The sequence below is a fragment of the Streptomyces mirabilis genome (assembly GCF_018310535.1).
In the GTDB taxonomy this organism is placed as follows: domain Bacteria; phylum Actinomycetota; class Actinomycetes; order Streptomycetales; family Streptomycetaceae; genus Streptomyces.
Window position 1 is genome coordinate 215,221 of the sequence record NZ_CP074103.1, and the last position, 16,341, is coordinate 231,561.

Annotated in this window: 19 protein-coding genes; 12 read left to right on the forward strand and 7 right to left on the reverse strand. The window is 71.8% G+C overall.

What is annotated here, in order from left to right:
* Positions 1-657 precede the first annotated feature (657 nt).
* From SMIR_RS41605 to SMIR_RS41635, 7 genes are all read right to left on the reverse strand, one after another.
* A complete protein-coding gene (locus SMIR_RS41605; RefSeq protein ID WP_212728678.1) occupies positions 658-2,304 on the reverse strand; it encodes an efflux permease Rv1217c-related protein in 1,647 nt (548 codons plus the stop codon).
* Positions 2,294-3,214 (reverse strand): ABC transporter ATP-binding protein, encoded by a 921-nt coding sequence (locus tag SMIR_RS41610; protein WP_212728679.1) that lies wholly within the window; start codon positions 3,212-3,214, stop codon positions 2,294-2,296. Before SMIR_RS41610 ends, SMIR_RS41605 begins: the two co-directional genes overlap by 11 nt.
* Before the next feature lie 186 nt (positions 3,215-3,400).
* Positions 3,401-3,733 (reverse strand): hypothetical protein, encoded by a 333-nt coding sequence (locus tag SMIR_RS41615; protein WP_212728680.1) that lies wholly within the window; start codon positions 3,731-3,733, stop codon positions 3,401-3,403.
* 350 nt (positions 3,734-4,083) lie between these two features.
* Positions 4,084-4,824, reverse strand: coding sequence for a methyltransferase family protein (locus tag SMIR_RS41620; RefSeq protein ID WP_212728681.1), 741 nt, complete (start codon positions 4,822-4,824; stop codon positions 4,084-4,086).
* Positions 4,824-5,168: a hypothetical protein gene (locus SMIR_RS41625; protein ID WP_249938697.1), complete on the reverse strand. Its 345-nt coding sequence runs from the start codon at positions 5,166-5,168 to the stop codon at positions 4,824-4,826. The genes SMIR_RS41620 and SMIR_RS41625 overlap by 1 nt, the downstream gene beginning before the upstream one ends.
* A 79-nt stretch (positions 5,169-5,247) precedes the next feature.
* Positions 5,248-5,484 carry a DUF2933 domain-containing protein gene (locus SMIR_RS41630; RefSeq protein WP_212728682.1) on the reverse strand — a complete coding sequence of 79 codons (237 nt, stop codon included), beginning with the start codon at positions 5,482-5,484 and terminating at the stop codon, positions 5,248-5,250.
* A 170-nt stretch (positions 5,485-5,654) separates the two neighbouring features.
* Positions 5,655-5,873 carry a hypothetical protein gene (locus SMIR_RS41635; RefSeq protein ID WP_212728683.1) on the reverse strand — a complete coding sequence of 73 codons (219 nt, stop codon included), beginning with the start codon at positions 5,871-5,873 and terminating at the stop codon, positions 5,655-5,657.
* Between the two features lie 78 nt (positions 5,874-5,951).
* On the opposite strand from SMIR_RS41635, the gene SMIR_RS45125 reads away from it, so the two are divergent.
* The 12 genes from SMIR_RS45125 (at position 5,952) to SMIR_RS41695 (ending at position 16,251) form a co-directional block, all read left to right on the forward strand.
* Positions 5,952-6,410 carry an Lsr2 family DNA-binding protein gene (locus SMIR_RS45125; protein ID WP_212728684.1) on the forward strand — a complete coding sequence of 153 codons (459 nt, stop codon included), beginning with the start codon at positions 5,952-5,954 and terminating at the stop codon, positions 6,408-6,410.
* Between the two features lie 74 nt (positions 6,411-6,484).
* The gene (locus SMIR_RS41645; protein WP_249938698.1) at positions 6,485-6,928 is read left to right on the forward strand and encodes a hypothetical protein; all 444 of its coding nucleotides are present in this window, start codon (positions 6,485-6,487) and stop codon (positions 6,926-6,928) included.
* Between the two features lie 74 nt (positions 6,929-7,002).
* Positions 7,003-7,659, forward strand: a complete 657-nt coding sequence (locus tag SMIR_RS41650; RefSeq protein ID WP_212728685.1) for a beta/alpha barrel domain-containing protein — start codon at positions 7,003-7,005, stop codon at positions 7,657-7,659.
* A gap of 357 nt (positions 7,660-8,016) precedes the next feature.
* Positions 8,017-10,071, forward strand: coding sequence for an NAD-dependent DNA ligase LigA (ligA, locus tag SMIR_RS41655; RefSeq protein ID WP_212728686.1), 2,055 nt, complete (start codon positions 8,017-8,019; stop codon positions 10,069-10,071).
* 181 nt (positions 10,072-10,252) lie between these two features.
* Positions 10,253-12,016 (forward strand): hypothetical protein, encoded by a 1,764-nt coding sequence (locus SMIR_RS41660; RefSeq protein ID WP_212728687.1) that lies wholly within the window; start codon positions 10,253-10,255, stop codon positions 12,014-12,016.
* Positions 12,017-12,117: 101 nt separating this feature from the next.
* Positions 12,118-12,579, forward strand: coding sequence for a hypothetical protein (locus tag SMIR_RS41665; protein ID WP_212728688.1), 462 nt, complete (start codon positions 12,118-12,120; stop codon positions 12,577-12,579).
* A gap of 73 nt (positions 12,580-12,652) precedes the next feature.
* Positions 12,653-13,057: a hypothetical protein gene (locus SMIR_RS41670; protein ID WP_212728689.1), complete on the forward strand. Its 405-nt coding sequence runs from the start codon at positions 12,653-12,655 to the stop codon at positions 13,055-13,057.
* A 128-nt stretch (positions 13,058-13,185) separates the two neighbouring features.
* On the forward strand, positions 13,186-13,815 hold the full coding sequence (locus tag SMIR_RS41675) for a TetR/AcrR family transcriptional regulator (RefSeq protein WP_212728690.1): 630 nt from the start codon (positions 13,186-13,188) through the stop codon (positions 13,813-13,815).
* Positions 13,816-13,857: 42 nt separating this feature from the next.
* Positions 13,858-14,247, forward strand: coding sequence for a hypothetical protein (locus SMIR_RS41680; protein WP_212728691.1), 390 nt, complete (start codon positions 13,858-13,860; stop codon positions 14,245-14,247).
* Positions 14,248-14,365: 118 nt separating this feature from the next.
* Entirely contained in the window at positions 14,366-14,764 is a 399-nt protein-coding gene (locus tag SMIR_RS41685; protein ID WP_212728692.1) for a hypothetical protein, read from the forward strand.
* 25 nt (positions 14,765-14,789) lie between these two features.
* Positions 14,790-15,146, forward strand: a complete 357-nt coding sequence (locus SMIR_RS41690; RefSeq protein WP_212728693.1) for a hypothetical protein — start codon at positions 14,790-14,792, stop codon at positions 15,144-15,146.
* 127 nt (positions 15,147-15,273) lie between these two features.
* Positions 15,274-16,251 carry a hypothetical protein gene (locus tag SMIR_RS41695; protein WP_249938699.1) on the forward strand — a complete coding sequence of 326 codons (978 nt, stop codon included), beginning with the start codon at positions 15,274-15,276 and terminating at the stop codon, positions 16,249-16,251.
* The last annotated feature ends 90 nt before the right edge of the window (positions 16,252-16,341 follow it).

Consider the following 16,341-nt stretch of genomic DNA (forward strand, 5'->3'; position numbering starts at 1 on the left):
GACGTACCCGGCGCGGGTCACGGCGCGGCCGCGGCGGGTGGTGCCGTCGATGCGCGCCATGTCGCGGTCACCGCGACCGTCACCGCGCGCGGCCCGATGGTCGTCGAGGCCGAAGTAGGCACCGTCTACCCGGGCAATCTGATCGCCGACGGCACCCGCTTCATGGCCCGCGCCGCAGCGATCGTGGCCGCTCGACGCTAACCCTGGCAGCCGGGTTCGTCGCTAAGGCTGGACTCGACGTCGGGGAGCTCAAACGCGGCGGTGGGGCCGGGACTCGATGTGTACTACCCGAGGCGGGTGTTCAAGGAATCTCTTCGAGTAGTCGGATGAGTGCGTGCAGTTCAGGGCTCAGTTCGTCGACTACGCCCGCCGCCTTCGTCTGTCGGGCTACGTCGCCCGCACCTGACGGCCGTGGCGTACGAATTCGAGCAGGTGAGCACCCCCATTGGCGTCGCGGTGCCCGCGCCTCCTCTCGCCCGGTCCCGGCACCGTCATGATGTCAGCGCGGCGGTTCCCCGCTCAGCCCGTGGATGTGGACGAGTGGGTCGTGCTCATCACCCGTACCGGTCACGCGACGTCGCCGGCGTGCGGCCGCGGGGTGTGTGCTGCATGGTCCGGGTGCGAGCGGGCCGATTCTGTCCGGGGGTTGGGCCCGGGTTAGGCACCCTTGAGGTCGCGGCGGGTGAACGCTGCAGCCCCGGTGGCGGCGGCTGCGATCCCGACGGCGACGAGGACGGCGGCCATGTCCCACCGAGGATCGGCGGCGGGGGCGCGGGCGATGTGGTGCAGCACCGACAGGTCGAGCAGCCAGCGGCTGGCCGGCAGACCCGTACCCAGGAGTTCGACGATGAACGAGAAGGCCACCACGCCGTACGCGACGCTGGAGGCGAGGCGGGGTGCCAGCCCGTGCACCAGGGTGCCGATGCCGAGCACGAGGATGCCGGCGGGGGCGACGTTGAGGCCGGCGGCGAGCAGTGTCGGCAGGGCGACGCCCGCACCGCTGGCGGTTGCGCCCACCCACGTGAACAGGCCGGCCGCCGCGCCGGCGGCGACGAGCACCGCGGCGGACACGGCGAAGCGGCCGGCCAGCCAGGGCAGCCGGGACACCGGCCGCGCCAGCAGCAGATCGAGGTGGCCCTGGGCCTCCTCCTCGCGGGTGGCACCCACCTGCGCCGCGGCGGCCATCGCCACCAGGAGCGTGACGAACAGGAACGTAGAGCCGAGGTAGGCGGCGCCTCCGCTCGCCCCGCCGAGCCGTTGCAGGACTCCTTGGGAGGAGCCCGCCATCGCGTCGGCAGCGGTCTTGGTGACGATCCCGAACATGAACCCGCCGAGCGCGAGCCCGGCGATCCACCCCAGAGCGCCCGGGCGGGCGAGGCGGACGGCCAGACCGAGCGGGCCGCCGAGCAGGCGCGTGCGGGCGGGGGCGGTGTCACGGGCGGGCAGGGTGCCGGCCCCCAGGTCGCGCCGGCCGGCCAGGACGGCGGTGGCGGCGACCAGGGCGGCGATGATGGCGAGGATCGGCAGCAGCATCAGCGGGCGGGGATCGGTGAGGGGCCGCAGATCGTCGACCCACGCCAGGGGGCTGGCCCAGCGGGTCCAGCGCAGCGTGCTGCCGGTGTAGGCGACGATCCGGACGGCGTAGGCGGCGCCGAAGACGGCCGCGGCGAGCCAGGCCGCCTGGCGCCGGGTGCTGGCCAGCTGGCCGCACAGGGCGCCGACGGCCAGGAACAGTGCGGCGGGCGTGACCGTGGCGAGGGCCAGGAACATGCTGGCGCCGGCCGAGAACGCGGGATCGGCCGTCCGGCCGACCGCGAAGGCGGTGGCCGCCGTCACCGCCCACAGGACGGCGAGTGCGATGCCGAGGCCGCCGAGAGCTCCCAGCGCCGCCCGCGCGCGGGTGGTCTGCCCGGCGAGCAGGAGTTCCCAGCGGCCGGCGTCCTCCTCGCCGCGCAGTAGGCGGGTGGCGGTCAGCAGCCCCCAGAACGCGCCGATGAGGCCGAGGATGCCGATCCCGTGCCAGGCCACGTACCCGCGGGCCGTGTCGATGTGGTGCACCGGACCGAACAGGGCCTGCATGCCGAGATTGGATGTCGTCGATTCGACCAGCCGCGCCCGGTCGGCGGGCGTCGGATAGTTGGTGGTGAAGTCGTTCATCCCCACCCACCAGAAGAACCCGAACACCGCCCCCCAGATCAGCGCGCCCCGGAGGGATGAACGGGCCGTGCGCAAGACCGGCACCAGGCCGGCGCGGCGGACGGCCGGGATCCGGTGGTGGCGCAGGTCGAGCGCATCAGCCGACATGGCCCATCTCCCTGTCCGCGGCGCCGGATGCGGCGCCGTACTGGGCCAGGAACAGCTCCTCCAGCGAGGGTTCCCGGCTGAGGATCTGGGTCACGCCCACCGCGGTCAGCCGTTCCAGCAGCGGCTCGACCGAGCCGTGCACCTGCAGGCGCACCTTGTGGCCCTCGACCTCGACGCCGCTCACGCCCGGCACCCGCGTCAGGTCCGGGGGCGCCGAGGTGAACGTCGCCTCGACCGACAGCGCCGACAGATGGCGCATCTCGGCCAGCGTGCCGACCTCGACGAGCCGCCCGGCGCGCAGGATGGCGACCCGGTCGCACAGCGCCTCGACCTCACTGAGGATGTGCGAGGACAGGAACACCGTCTGGCCCGCTGCCTTCGCCTGGTTCACGCAAGTCCGGAACTCGCGTTCCATGAGCGGGTCGAGGCCGCTGGTGGGCTCGTCCAGCAGCAGCAGGTCGGCGCGGCTCATCAGGCCCGCGATGAGGCAGAGTTTCTGCCGGTTGCCCTTCGAGTAGCTGCGCACCTTCTTCGACGGGTCGAGGGCGAACCGCTCGATCAGCTCCCGACGGTAGGCCGGGTCGGTCCGGCCCTGTACGCGCCCCAGCAGGTGCAGGGTCTCCGCGCCGGTCAGTGACGGCCACAGGGCGGCCTCGCCCGGCACGAAGGCGAGCCGGCGGTGAGCGGCCACGGTGTCCCGCTGCACGTCCAGGCCGAAGATCTCGGCCCGGCCCGAGGTGGGGCGCAGCATGCCCAGCAGCAGCCGGATCGTGGTGGTCTTGCCCGCCCCGTTCGGTCCCAGGAACCCCAGGACCTCGCCCTTTGCCACCTGCAGATCGAGGTCGGCCAGCGCCTCGACATCGCCGAACCGTTTGGACAGTGCCTCGGATCGGATGGCGTCGTCGCTCATCGTGTTCTCCGTCCCGTACTTCTGTCTGCTGTACCGCTGTCCCCGTGGTGGTGCCCGGCCGTCGGGCCCGGACGGCACCGGCTGCGGATGGAGGTTCCCGGTCCGCAGCCGCCACCCGGCCCGTCGGCCGGCCCGGGGCGATCAGGCTCGCGTTCGCCGCGCTTCCCGTGCGGGCGTCGAGCCCGGCTATCGTGCGCCGGGTGCGCCGGGTGCGCCGGGTGCGCCGGGTGCGCCGGGAGCGGTCCGGGCGGCGGGGGTGTCCCGGAGGGTGTCGGCGCCGGCCCAGACCACGGCGGCCGTGAGGTACCCGCCACCCCACAGCGCCCAGGCCGCCACGGACGCCTCGGTCGCCAGCAGGGCCGGCAGCGGAAGGAGGGAAGCGGTGAGGAGGACGGCGGCGGTGCGGTGCAGGGTGCGCGGGAGTCTCGCGGGATCGCGCGGGTGGCGTGCCAGGTGGACGGCGCAGGCCGCGACGGTCAGCAGCTGGACGGCCACCAGGGCCAGGGCGAGGGTGCGCATGTCGGTCACCTCCTAATCGGTGGATGGGGCCGGGCCCGGCCCCGGCCGCGGCGGTTGCGCTGCGGTGTCGCCGGCTTCGGTGCGGCAGGGGGCTCGGCCGGGCGGTGGCCGTCCGGCCGTCGCAGCTCGGTCCACCAGATCGCGGCGGGCAGGGCCAGCAGATCAGCGAGGCCGGCCACCACGACCATGACCCACAGCGCGATGGGAGGGCCGTTCATGCCTGTCACCTCCGTTGCCGTCCGCGTGAGTTGGGCGGCGGCGTTCGGCCGCAGCCAGTACGACAAGCAGTAGCGCGATCCCGGCAAGGACGCCGACCGCGATCAGCGCCTGGAGAGCGGCGGGCATTGCGGTCATCGGGGCCTCCCGGGGGCGCTGGAGCGGCGGGGACGTCCGTCGTCCGCCGGCCGCGCGGGCCGGTGCCCGACGGCGGTGTTGGTGCCGCTTGGTGGGGCGACGGGGCCTCGTCCATGCCGGCGGCGGGGCCAGAAGGCGGGGGTGTGGGCGGCGTAGGCGTCCCAGTCGGCGCCGAACTCCTTGGCCACTTCGCGTTCTTCGCCGCGGGCGAGGCGGGCGTACACGTATACGAGCACCGGGAACATGACCAGGGTGGGGATGGTGGGCCACTGCAGCAGGAACCCGATCATGATGAGCAGGAAGCCGTCGTACTGCGGGTGCCGCACGTGGGCGTACGGTCCCGTGGTGGCCAGGCGCTCGTGCTGGGCGGCGTCGTGCAGCACCTTCCAGGCGGCGGCGATCAGCCAGAACCCGGCGCCTATGGCCACGTAGCTGGCCAGGTGGAACGGGCTCACGTGCGGGTCGTACTTCCAGCCGATCAGGTCGTTCCACAGGTGCCCGCCGGCGTGGGTGTCCTTCAGCAGCGGGAAGCGGGAACCGAGCCAGCTGCCCAGCAGGTAGATCGTCAGCGGGGTGCCGTACATCTCGGTGAACAGCGCCACCAGGAACGCGCTGTAGGCGCCCATCGCCCGCCAGTCCCGCTTGCTCTTGGGGTGGAAGAAGCTGACGGCGAAGGCGATGAACAGCAGCGTGTTGAGCACGACCAGCGGCCACAGGCCGTATGCGGCGTCAGCCATCACATCCTCCTCGTGGGTTTCGGGTCCGCCGGGGCCGTACGGCGGCCGTGGGCCAGACCCGTCATCCGGCGGCGGTAGTCGGCCGCGTCGATCCGGCCGCGCAGCCGCAGGCCGGCCAAGCGGCACTCGGCCGCTTCCAGGGCCGCCCGTCGGCCTCGCAGTCGGGCCAGCGGCGGGCAGCGGCGCTCAGCGGGAGTCAGCAGGCGCACCGTGTCGTAGATCGTGCCCGCCACGATCAGTACGACGGACACTGTGGCGATCACACCGGACATGCCGTCCTCCCACGGGTCGGCATCCTGCGGCCGCTTGGGCCGGGGCGGTGGCGCGGAATCATGCTTGATCACGCTCAGTCGGAGGACCTCACGGGCGGCTGTCCGCCGTGCGGGTCGCGGGGATGGCCGGCCTCTCGGTACGGCCGGCCCGTCACAGATGCTTGTGCAGGCGGTCGGCGTTGTTGCCGGACCGGTCGGTGCCGCTGTCGCTGTGGCCCCCATGGCCCCCGTGGCCGTGACCGTCGCGCATCATGAAGAACATCATCAGCGGGCAGCCGGCCACGATGAGCAGAAGCAGCAGTGTGCCGAGCGGCGCGCCGAGGGCCACCAGCCCCACGAGTGCGATCGCGGCGGCGATGGCGTACAGCGGAAGCTGTTCGCGCTTCACGACGACCTCCCTTCCCCAGGTCCCGTCGCCGGGGCCTGGGATACCTCCACCGGGTACTGGTGGATGTTGCCCAGCCTGCTCTCGTGCGCGGGCCCGAGGCAGGGGCCGACCGGTCGTAGCGCGGGCCGGTGGTCCCTTTCGGCGGGGGCCACCCGGCCCCGTCCGACGGGTCAGCCCGCCAGCAGGACGCCGAGCAACAGCGCGCCCAGCGCGCTGACGCCGGTCAGGGCGCCGAAGACGGCGAGGGCGGCGGCGTGGCGGGCGCGGGCGTGCAGGAAGGCGGTGACGCCGGCGACCGCGACGACGGCGAGCTTGACGATGAGCGTGGTGCGGTAGCTGCCGGTGTTCTTGTCCTGCTCGGCGACGATGTTCCACACTCCCGTGGCCACGAGCACGGCGAACGCGGGCCACGCGACCTGGTTGAAGCGGCGTGCCGCGGCCCGGCCGGGTGGGCCGGTACCCTGCCGTTGGCCAGGTGGTACGGGTACTTCACGTCACCGGCGTCACCGCCGAGTTCTGGCGCGCCGAGGCTTCGCCACCCGCACCGCGTACTCCTCACCTACCGCAGCACCACCACCCCGACACCCCGCGTCGAACGCCGGCACTCACTACGACAAGAAGCAGAACGAGAAGACGGCTCAGCGGCCGTCACAGAGGTTCGGGCCTGGGCCCGAACCCACGGACACACCGTCCCCGACCGGGGACGCCTGTGCGCCGACATCTGGGACCTGGCACGCCGCCCATCCTCACTGACGTCGCAGCGGCTGATGTCGAATGGGACAGTTCAGCTCAGCGGAGACCCGAGCGCACACAATCGGTCCTCGACAAGGGCCACTCTGAGCGACCCACCTGACCTGCAAAGACGCCCCACACGTTCCCAAAACCGACGAGGGGCGTTCCCGGGACCGACTACGACGAGCCCCTGACCTGCGGCTCAGCAATTTTCCGCAAGGCCCCCCGCGCCGAGTCCGACGACATCCTCGGCCTGCTCATCACTCGAATGCGCAGCTACAGCGAGCGGCAGTCGACCGGCGAGTTCTTCACACCGGCCGTCGCCGCCGACCACATGGGCGACATCCTCTTCTCCACCGACCGCCGGCCCGGCGATCTGTTCCTCGAAGCCGCCGCCGGGACCGGCACCATGGCCCGGGCCGCCGCCGCCACGCTGCGGTTCTTCGGCACCGACCCCGCCGAGTACCGCTGGTGGCTGAACGACCTCGACCCCCTCAACTCCGCATGCTGCGCCGTGAGCGCCCAGCTCTGGAGGCTCGGTCAGCACGTGACCGTCTCCTGCGGAGACGCGCTGAACGACCCCCGGCTCCTGGAGGAAGCGGTACGGGAACGCGCCGAGCGGGCGACCGCCGAGCAGCAAGCCCGGCCTGTGCTGTACCCCACCAGGACCCGCCCGCCGTTCTGGCCGTGGCAGTCCGTTCCCCCCTCCTGACCCCGGAGGGGCGGCGGCCGGCCCCCTGCGGCCTACCGCCGCCCCTCCGCCCTTCGCACGAAACGGAGGCCCCCATGGCCATCAACACGACGCCGCCGCCCGCCATCGCCACCCTGGTCCCCGATTCCGAAGGACACGGAACGGTCCTTCGGATCGTCTACGCCCACCACCTGGACGGCGAGTCCTTGGCCTTCCAGCTCTTCCACCGACTCGTCCACCGCTTGCAGGCAGGGACACCCCTCCCGGACGAGATCACTCACTCCGAGGTGATGGCCCTCCTCGGTGAACAGGGCGCCGACTGCGCCGAGGGCTGGCACTCCTCGGCGAACGAGGCCACCGAGGAAGCCTCGAACGAGGCATGGCAGTGGGTCCGGGATCAGGTCAACCGCCTGTTCCCCGGCCTGTCCTGGAAGGTCGAGCCCGACCGGCGCATGAACATGCCCGGGATCGACGCCGACCAGGTCGCGGACATCGTCATCCGGGCGCGCCCCCTGGCGTCGGACGCGACCCGCCCGGCCACCATGTTCGACCCGGCGCTCACCTACTACGCGGACGGAACGCACCTGGTCATGCGCGCCAGGGGAACCGAACGACTTGGGCACGCCTTCGGCATGGCGGACGGCACCCCCTACGCCTTCCAGGCTGTGCGGTGGGAGGACGGTGGCGCCGACCTCATCGCCCCCCACGTGCTGCACCGCGTCGAAACCCGGGATGAGGGCGACACGGTCTAGGCAATCGCAGGTGCCGGGCCTCGGAATGCCCCGCGGTGTCCTGCCCTTGGGGTTCCGCCGGCTACCGGCATCCCGACGAGCCGGCCAGATCTGACCGAACCGGGAAGGCCCGGTCGGGGGCTTGGGCGAACCAACCCCGCCGTTGCTTCTTCTCATTTCTATGTGTATATTGGTTGTCGTGAGGGCGGGGCATCGCCGCCAACACAAAGCCAGTTCCGAAGGAGCCGCTTCGCGCGGCTCGCCCTGGCCGTGCACTCCCCTCGACGGCCGGGGCCTGCGAGGCCCGGACGACCCCCTGTCCGGGCCTCGCCCCCTTTCGTCCGACCACTGTCAGACCCTTACGAGAGGATCACCCTCATGACGACTCTTCCCGCCGCTCAGGCGCTGTCCGCCGCGTCCAGCCGCACCGAGTACGAGGCCGCGCTCCAGCTTCTGCGTGACGCCTCACGGACGTACTACGGCGACGGCGACAGCGTCCTGGACGACGTCTCGTACGACCAGCTTCGGCGGTCCGTACAAGCCTGGGAGCAGGAGCACCCGGCCGAGGTCTCCCCGGACTCGCCTACCGGCCTCGTCGCCGACGGGGCCGCGCCCGTCGGCGACGTCGCGCACACCACCCGCCTCCTGAGCCTGGACAACGTTTTTGACGCCGAGGGCCTGGTGGCATGGGGCGTGTCGGTCGAGCGCCGGCTGACCCGCGCGCCGAAGGGCGGGTTCACCGTCGAGCCGAAGATCGACGGCGCTGCCGTGGCGGCCCGGTACCGCAGCGGCCGTCTGGTGCAGATCATCACCCGCGGGGACGGCAGTCACGGCGAGGACATCAGCCACGTCATCGGCCAGATCGACGGCCTCCCCGAGCAGCTGACCGAGCCGGTCACCATCGAGGTCCGCGGCGAGGTCGCCTTTACGCAGGCGCAGTTCGAGACGGCGAACGAGGTCCGTGCCGCGCACAACGCGCAGGTCTTCGCCAACCCCCGCAACGGCACGGCTGGCACGCTCAGGGCGAAGGACCGGCCGTACCGTCTCCGGATGACGTTCTGGGCCTACGGCGCGGTCGAGCTGGACGCGGTCGCGTACCTGCCCGCCGGGGCCACGCATGCGGAAACCCTCGCGGCCGTGGCCGCAGTTGGCATCCAGACCACCGCGGACTCCGCGGCAGGGCTCCATGTCGTCGCGGATCTCGCCGCAGCACAGGAGCGGGTGGATGCGATCGCCGCCATGCGTGCGGAGCTGCCCGTCGGGATCGATGGCGTGGTGATCAAGATGAACGACGCGGCGGAGCAGGCGGCGGCCGGGTTCGGCTCGCGCTTCCCTCATTGGGCCATCGCGGTCAAGCTCGCGGCGGTCGAGCGGCAGACCGTGCTGGAAGACGTCGTGTGGCAGGTCGGCCGCACCGGGGTCCTCGCGCCGACCGCGATCCTCACCCCGGTCGAGATCGACGGCTCCACCGTCACCCGGGCCACGCTGCACAACCCCGCTGACATCCGCCGTCGGGACCTCCACATCGGAGACACCGTGACGGTCTACAAGGCCGGCGACATCATCCCCCGCGTGCAGGGGGCCGTGGTCCAGCTACGGCCGGCGGGGGCGCTGGAGGTACCGCTGCCCGAGGTCTGCCCCAACTGCGGCGGAAAGATCAACAAAGCGCAGGAGAGGTGGCGTTGCGCGCAGGGCAGCGCGTGCGCGCTTCCGGCGCTGATCCAGTACGCCGCTGGACGCGACATGCTCGACATCGACGGCCTCGGCCCGGCGTACGTGGCGGCCTTGGTGGCGTCCGGTGACGTCGCCGACGTCGCCGATCTGTTCACCCTGACCGCCGAGCAGCTCACGGCAGCATCCGGAAGCGCCAAGCTGGCCGCCAAGCTCGCCCAGCAGATCGAGGCCGCCAAGGCACTCCCCCTCAGCCGGGTCTTCTGCGCCTTGGGCGTCCTCGGCACCGGGCGCAGCATGTCCCGCCGCATCGCCCGGCACTTCGGCGAAATGAACGACATCCGTCAGGCCGACGCAGCCGCGATGCAGGACGTCGAGGGCATCGGTCCCGAGAAGGCCCCGGTCATCGTCGAGCAGGTCGCCGCGCTTGCACCGGTCATCGACAAGCTGATCGCCGCGGGTGTCAACATGAAGGAGCCCTCGCCGGGAGTGGGTGAAGGGCCGCTGACGGGCAAGGTGGTCGTGGTCACCGGCAAGATGACCGGGGTGCTGGCGGCCTTCACGAGGACCGAGATGAACTCCCTGATCGAGAAGGCCGGCGGGCGCGCGGGCAGCAGCGTCAACGCCAAGACGTCCATCCTGGTCGCGGCGCCGTCCGCCGGTGGCAAGCCGAGTTCGAAGGCGGTCAAGGCGGCCGAACTCGGCGTCGAGGTTCGCACGCCGGAGGACTTCGCCGAGATGGTCGCCGACTACCTGGCCTGACCGGAGGAGACCAGGTGGCGGGCGCGCAGGGTTGCGCGCCCGCCACCGGCCATGAAGGAGCGGCCCGTCTCCCTATCCACGACGTTGCGTATTCCATTTTCAGTATGTATTGTCATCTCATCGCCTGGTGCACAGCACCCGCGAATTTCCCCCAAGTCCCCTGTGTCCAGGTAGGGATGACATGAATTTCCATCTGTCCGACGTATCCGACTCCGAGTTGCTGGCGGGCGTCACTGCGGCAGCCAAGCGGGCCCCTGTCGGTGGAGCCGATCTCCTCATCCTCACTGAGCTCCAGCTGCGGCTCTACCGCGAGCTCCACGCTGCTGCGGACCATCTGCTCCGGGCGCCGGAGGGCCGCGAGACCTCCCCGGCGAAGTTCGGGCGGGTCCATGACGCCATCGACGGCATCCTCGGCGCGGATGAGGAGATGGCCGTCTTCCGCCAGATGTACGACCATCTGGCGAACGCGGCGCTGGGCGACCAGCGGGTGGCCGACGAGCTGCTGGCGCTGTCCAGTACTCAGCACGGCCCGGGCGGGGCGTTCCTCAAGCGCGTACTGCGATTCGCGGCGGCCGACGCGTACGCCAGCACGGTCCAAAGGCTCCTCGCCGACTTCGTCAGGTCCACGGAGCCGGAGACCGTACGGGCGGCCATGGCACAGCTCGCGGGTCTGGAGTGGGCCCTCGACCCGGACGACAAGCACCACCGGCCGGTCATGGACACCACGGACGGCGTCGTGAACGACGCCGATGGCGAAGTCCGCCGGTTCCGGGCACTGGGGCTTCGCCCCGAGACGGGCACGGTCCCGGGCGGGGCCCTCACCGGCTCGGACACTGCCGCTTGGGGCACCCCCGACGAGCACCGCATCCGCATCTGGCGCCGCCGGTACGTGGATGCCCACACCCAAAGCCTCGACTTCGCCCTGATGAAGGCGAAGGCGTACCGCCGGGACGCTGAACGACTGGCGCCCTACGGCCACCCGGACGGCCCGGAAGCGGCCGTTGCCTTGCAGCTGCGACAGGAAGCCGACCGAGCGCGCTCCGCCCGCCTCTTCCAGATCGGCGACTCCCTCGCCCAGATGGCACTACGCCGCGTGGTGCGGCGGGCGGACAAGGCCACGACCCCGTTCGATCCTGCCCACCTCCCCGCCTCGCGCGGGATGCTGTTCCTCGACACCCCCCTGGACCTTCCCAACGGCCGACGCATCGTCGGCTACGTATGGGGCCCGTGGTCGCCCCGGACGGAAGAGGGCTGGTTCCTTCTCCGGCCCGACCGGTACCTGGAGCCGGTGGAGCCCCCGCACGATGACGTCCCCTGGACATGGGTCACTCCGCTGACGTGTGACGAGTCGCTGCTGAAGCTGCCGTTCTCGCCGTACGACACCCTGATGGCGCGCCCCGGCGAGGCCCTGGAGCCGGAGGCCCGGCTGCGCGACCCGGACAACCCCGAGCGGTACCGCAGCGGCTCGGCGCGCCAAGGCTGCCAGGAGCTGATGACGCGCCACGTGCGCGCCCTGTGGGAGCTGCTGACCCAGCACAAGCGGACCACGGTGCGGGTCCTCTCCCACCAGGTCCACCAGCTCAAGCCCAGCAAGCGCGAGGCCGAACGGCGGCGGGGCATCCACGACTCCGGCCAGGTCGAGAACTGGTGGGTCGACCCGGACGCGGGCGAGCGTTTCCAGGAGCAGCGGCCCAGCCATCCCCGCGAGAGCGGGTCCGGCCACACGCTGACGGTCCGCTACTGGAGGGGCGAGCACGAGCGCCAGCAGTGCCCGAATCCCCACCGGCACGCCGCCCTGGAGACGGCCAAGGAAGGTAGCTGCCCGCACTACGAGATCACCATCCCCGAGCACCCCGTGGGGCCCGCCGACGCGCCGTGGTCCGACCGGCTGCGCCGCGCCCGGGTCCGCCCCTCGGCGAAGTCCCAGCGCACCGCAGACGCGTAGTCGTCCATCTTCTGGCCGGGCAGGCCCTGCCTGCCCGGCCAGAGCACCCCTTGGCCCATTCACAAAGCCGAACTCCCGATCATCTTCAACCGAGGAGAGCCATGTCCGAAGACCTCCGCCCCCGTACGCACCAGCACCGCCGCTGCCAGCCGCTGCACACCGTCTACGGCCTGGTCGCGCTGCTCGCCGGCTGCGGCATCCTGCTGGAGCAGCCCGTCATGTGGCTGTTCGTCGTGCCCCTCGCTGTCCTTGTCGTCGAAACGCGCCGGCTCGCCCGGAACCGGGCCTGCGCCGCCCTGCGCAGGCGGGACGAGCGCAAAGCCGCCCCGGCTCACGCCCGCTGGGCATGGGGCGCTGCCGCGGCCGCTCTGGACGCCGCCCTGGTGACCGGAGCCTTCGCCGTCTGCACCGTGTTGCTGCTCGGCCATGGTGACGCACTCGTCCTGCGCGGACGCGCAGCGGACTACCTGGCCCTTGGCGCAGGGGCGGCGTTCGCCGGCGCGCATGCCCTTACGCACCGCATGTCCGCCCGAGCCCCGAAGGCGCCGCAGCCCGACGTGTGACAACTCCCCCTGTCGCACCGTGCCGGGCGATCACCCGGCACGCCCTCCCCCTCAAGTCTTCGGAGAGACCGTCATGTTGCACTTCGACCCCGCCACCACGAGCGGCTCGGCCGTCGCGTCCCTGTTCCGCGTGTGGTGCTCCCTGCGTGAGACCGGTCCCGGGCACCGGCCGGAGGCTGCGGAGCTGGCCGGCGCCGTGGAGGAGATGTTCGCCAGCGTCGGCCTGGACCCGGACGGCCCCCCTGCGCAGGTCGAGCCGCCCGGCACGGGAGAGGTGTTCACGGTCTTCGGTCTGCGGTACGACCGAGCCGACGCGCTGCTGGTCGCCGGTGTCATTCCGGGCGAGCACGCCGCTGCCGCTGTCGAACTGGACAGCGACGAGACCGACTTCACCCGGTGGATCGACACCTTCCGCGCCGAGTCCGGGGACGCGGCCGCCAAGGCCGCGCGAGCACAGGTCGAGGGCGGGGACTACTGAGACACCCACACCAATTCTGTTGCGTATTAACGTTCCAATGTGTAATGTGATTGCACGTCGGGTCCGGCGTTCACCGGCGCCCCAGACCTGGACCACTCCCCTCCCTTCCTCCAGCTCAGGAGACGACTGTGCCTACCCCTGTCGTGACCCGCACCCCCGACCGCCGCGTACCCACCGAACGCGGACTTCGGACCCGCCAGAGCCTGATGGAGGCGACGCTCGAACTCCTCGCCACCCGGTCCTACCGCGACATCAAGGTGCTGGACATCGCCCGGGCGGTGGGCACGTCGCCCGCGACGTTTTACCAGTACTTCCCCGACGTCGAGGGCGTCGTCCTCGAAGCGTCCCGGTTCCTGGTCGCGGAGACGAACGCGGCGCTCGACGCCTTCGAGGACGGTTCCTGGTCCTCGGACGGACTGCCCGGCGCCGCCCGGCTCGTCGACGCAGTACTCGACGGCTGGAGCGATCACCTCCCGGTCATGCGCGTGCTGACCGCCGTCGCCGCCGAGCGGGACCCCCGCTTCGTCAAGGCGTACTTCGCGGCCACCCGGCCCGTCGTCCGTGCCCTGACGGCGGCCACCACCCAGACGACCACGCCCGACGACGAGGGCAAGGAACTGGTCCACGCCCTCGTTTCCGGCCTGACCGCCGCCGCCGGACACGAGAACGCCGGAAGCGTCCAGGGGCTGACCAAGCGCCAGCGTCGCCGGGGGCTCGCCCGCCTCGTCCACGCCGCCGTGACCACGGCCGACGCCTAGAGCTCACGCTCCGCCACCAGCCGCAATCCCAGGGAGCCCACCTTGATCCAGCCAGCCTCTCTCGCCCTCGGCTTCGGCCTCGGCGTCCTCAGCGTCCTGATCCGCGCCCTTGCTCTGCGCATCCGGCCGCGCCGCACCCCCCTCCCCCTCTCGGTCGCCTCGCCGAGCCCCGAACTCGTCACCGCCATGTCTGCGGCCGTCGCCGAGCGGTACCCCAACCTCGGAGGGTTCGACTACGCCACCGTCAGCGTCTTCGAGCGCAACGCACCGGAGAACTCGGTGTACCTCACCCCCGCGCGCGGCCCCCACCGGGGCGCCACACGACTGGACCCGAGCGATTCAAACAGCCCCGGCGGCAGGGCCGCCCGGCTGCTGGCCGAGATGGACCTGCCTCACGTCGGCGTCCTGGTCATCCCGCTCGGCCCGCGCTGACACGGCTCTCGCCGCCCCGGACTCGCTCCGGGGCGGCGAACGACCGGCCCCCATGACCGTCAGCCACTGCAGGCCGCCCCCTCCCATCCCCCGATCCCCGACCCGTCAGCGAGGAACCGTGACCATCCCGTCCCGCCAGATGTTCAAGTACGGAAACTGGGTGTTCGACATCGACCGGGCCATGCGCCTCCTGGAGGAGCACCCCCGGCCCACCGAGCAGACCTCCGTAGCCGACTGGTCGGCGGCCTACCACCTGAGCCTGCTCAGGCCGGACTACGACGGCCCCTCCTGGTGCCCGATCTTCGGCCCGGACCAGTCCCACTTCAGCGCCGAGCACGCCATGCGCACCGACCTCGAACAGCCGGTGATCATCGCCACCCTGGAGTTCGACAGCGGCCCGGCTCGCCTGCTGATCGACGGAGTGCACCGCATGTACCGGGCGATGACCGAAGGCCGCCCGACCCTCCCCGCGCACGTCCTGACCCTCGCCGAGACCGCGACGATCCGCGAGCACTGACACCGCCCACCACTCAGGAGTCCCCATGACCTCCATCGGCACCGCCCGTCACTTCCAGCCCCACGGCACGCCCGGCCACGTATGCCGCGACCACAACCGGGCAGTTCTGGCCCCGGCCGTCGCCGTCGAAGCCCTCCGCAAGGGCTTCGGCCCCGACCTGACCGACGCCCAGCTCGACGAATGCGCGGAGATCGCCGAGCGCAACCCGCTGTCCGACACCTCCCGCGCCGCCGTCCGTGCCGCGCTGGAGCCCGCCCTGTCCGTGCGCAACTCCCCGGCGACCGTGCACCATCGGCTGCTCAACCTCTCGCCCGGACACCCGCTGCGTGTCCGCGTCGGCGACACCGAGTACTTCCTGGTCCCCATCCCCATCACGCTGTAGCCCGCAGCCCGCACAAACTGCGGGTGGCCCGAATCAGACACCCCTCACCAACGCGTCCGGCCCCGGCCGGACGCGTTTTGGCATGATCCCCCTCGACCGAGATCCGGTACCTGACACAGGGGGAACCATGTCCGTGCGCCTGCGCCACACCCTTCCGACCGTGCTCGTGGCCGGGGCACTGCTGATCTCCGGCTGCGCTGGCTCCGACAGCGATCCCAAGGCCGACGGCAAGCCGACGAACAGCGCCCCAGCGGCCCGGCCTTCGTCCTCCACGGTGCTGCCGCACGGCATCGTGAAGCCGGGAACCGCGCTGCCGGTCGGCGACGGAGCATGGACGGTGACGCTGCAGGGCTTCGAGCGGCTGCCGGCCGGAACCGTGCCCGGCGTGCCGGTCGGCTCGAGCGCGTACACGGCGCGGGTGACCGTGGCCAACCAGCGGGCGCAGGTCGCGACCGCGCCGCGGACCGCCGTCACCGCCCGGTATGGAGCTCTCGGGCGCACGGCTGCCGAAGCCGCCGGCAGCAGCACGTCCTCCTCCAAGGACGAACCGCAGCAGGTCCGCCCCAACGGGTCCGTCGACCGGGACCTGAAGCTGGTGCTTCCCGATCAGGCCCAGGGCCTGCCGGTCACCGTGACCGTGGAAGCGACCGAGGAGGGCCTGGCCGAGCCGGAGCTGCTCTTCTTCGAAGGCGCCCTTCCGGGCACCGCCGCCTCGCCGGACACCCAGGCGCCGCAGGGCGCGCCGGCCGGGCCGTCGGTCACGCCGCTTGGGCAGTGGAGCGGCCAGGTGCGCGTGGGCAAGGTGACGGTGAGCGGCGAGGGCGCCTCGCGCACGGGGAGCCTGGAGCTCAGCGTGGTCAACCGATCCGCCGACCCGATGCGCGGCCTGGGCACCACCCTGCGGATCCTGACCGGCCAGGACCTGCACCTGGCCGCCACCGTCCGCCCGGTGTACGGGTACCGCGACGCTGCGATCGCCCCGTACCGCACCGCAACGCAGACCGTCTCCTTCCGTGTTCCGGAGGCGGCCGTCGGCGGCCCGGTGACGGTCGAGGCAGTCGACGCGGGCGGCTCCAAGGTCACCTTCGAGGGCACGCTCGGCTGAAGGAGCCCATAAAAGTTCGGGCGGAGTGTCACACCGGCGGTCCCCGCCACACCTGTAGCAGGTGAACGGTGCCTTCTCCGACCCGAACAG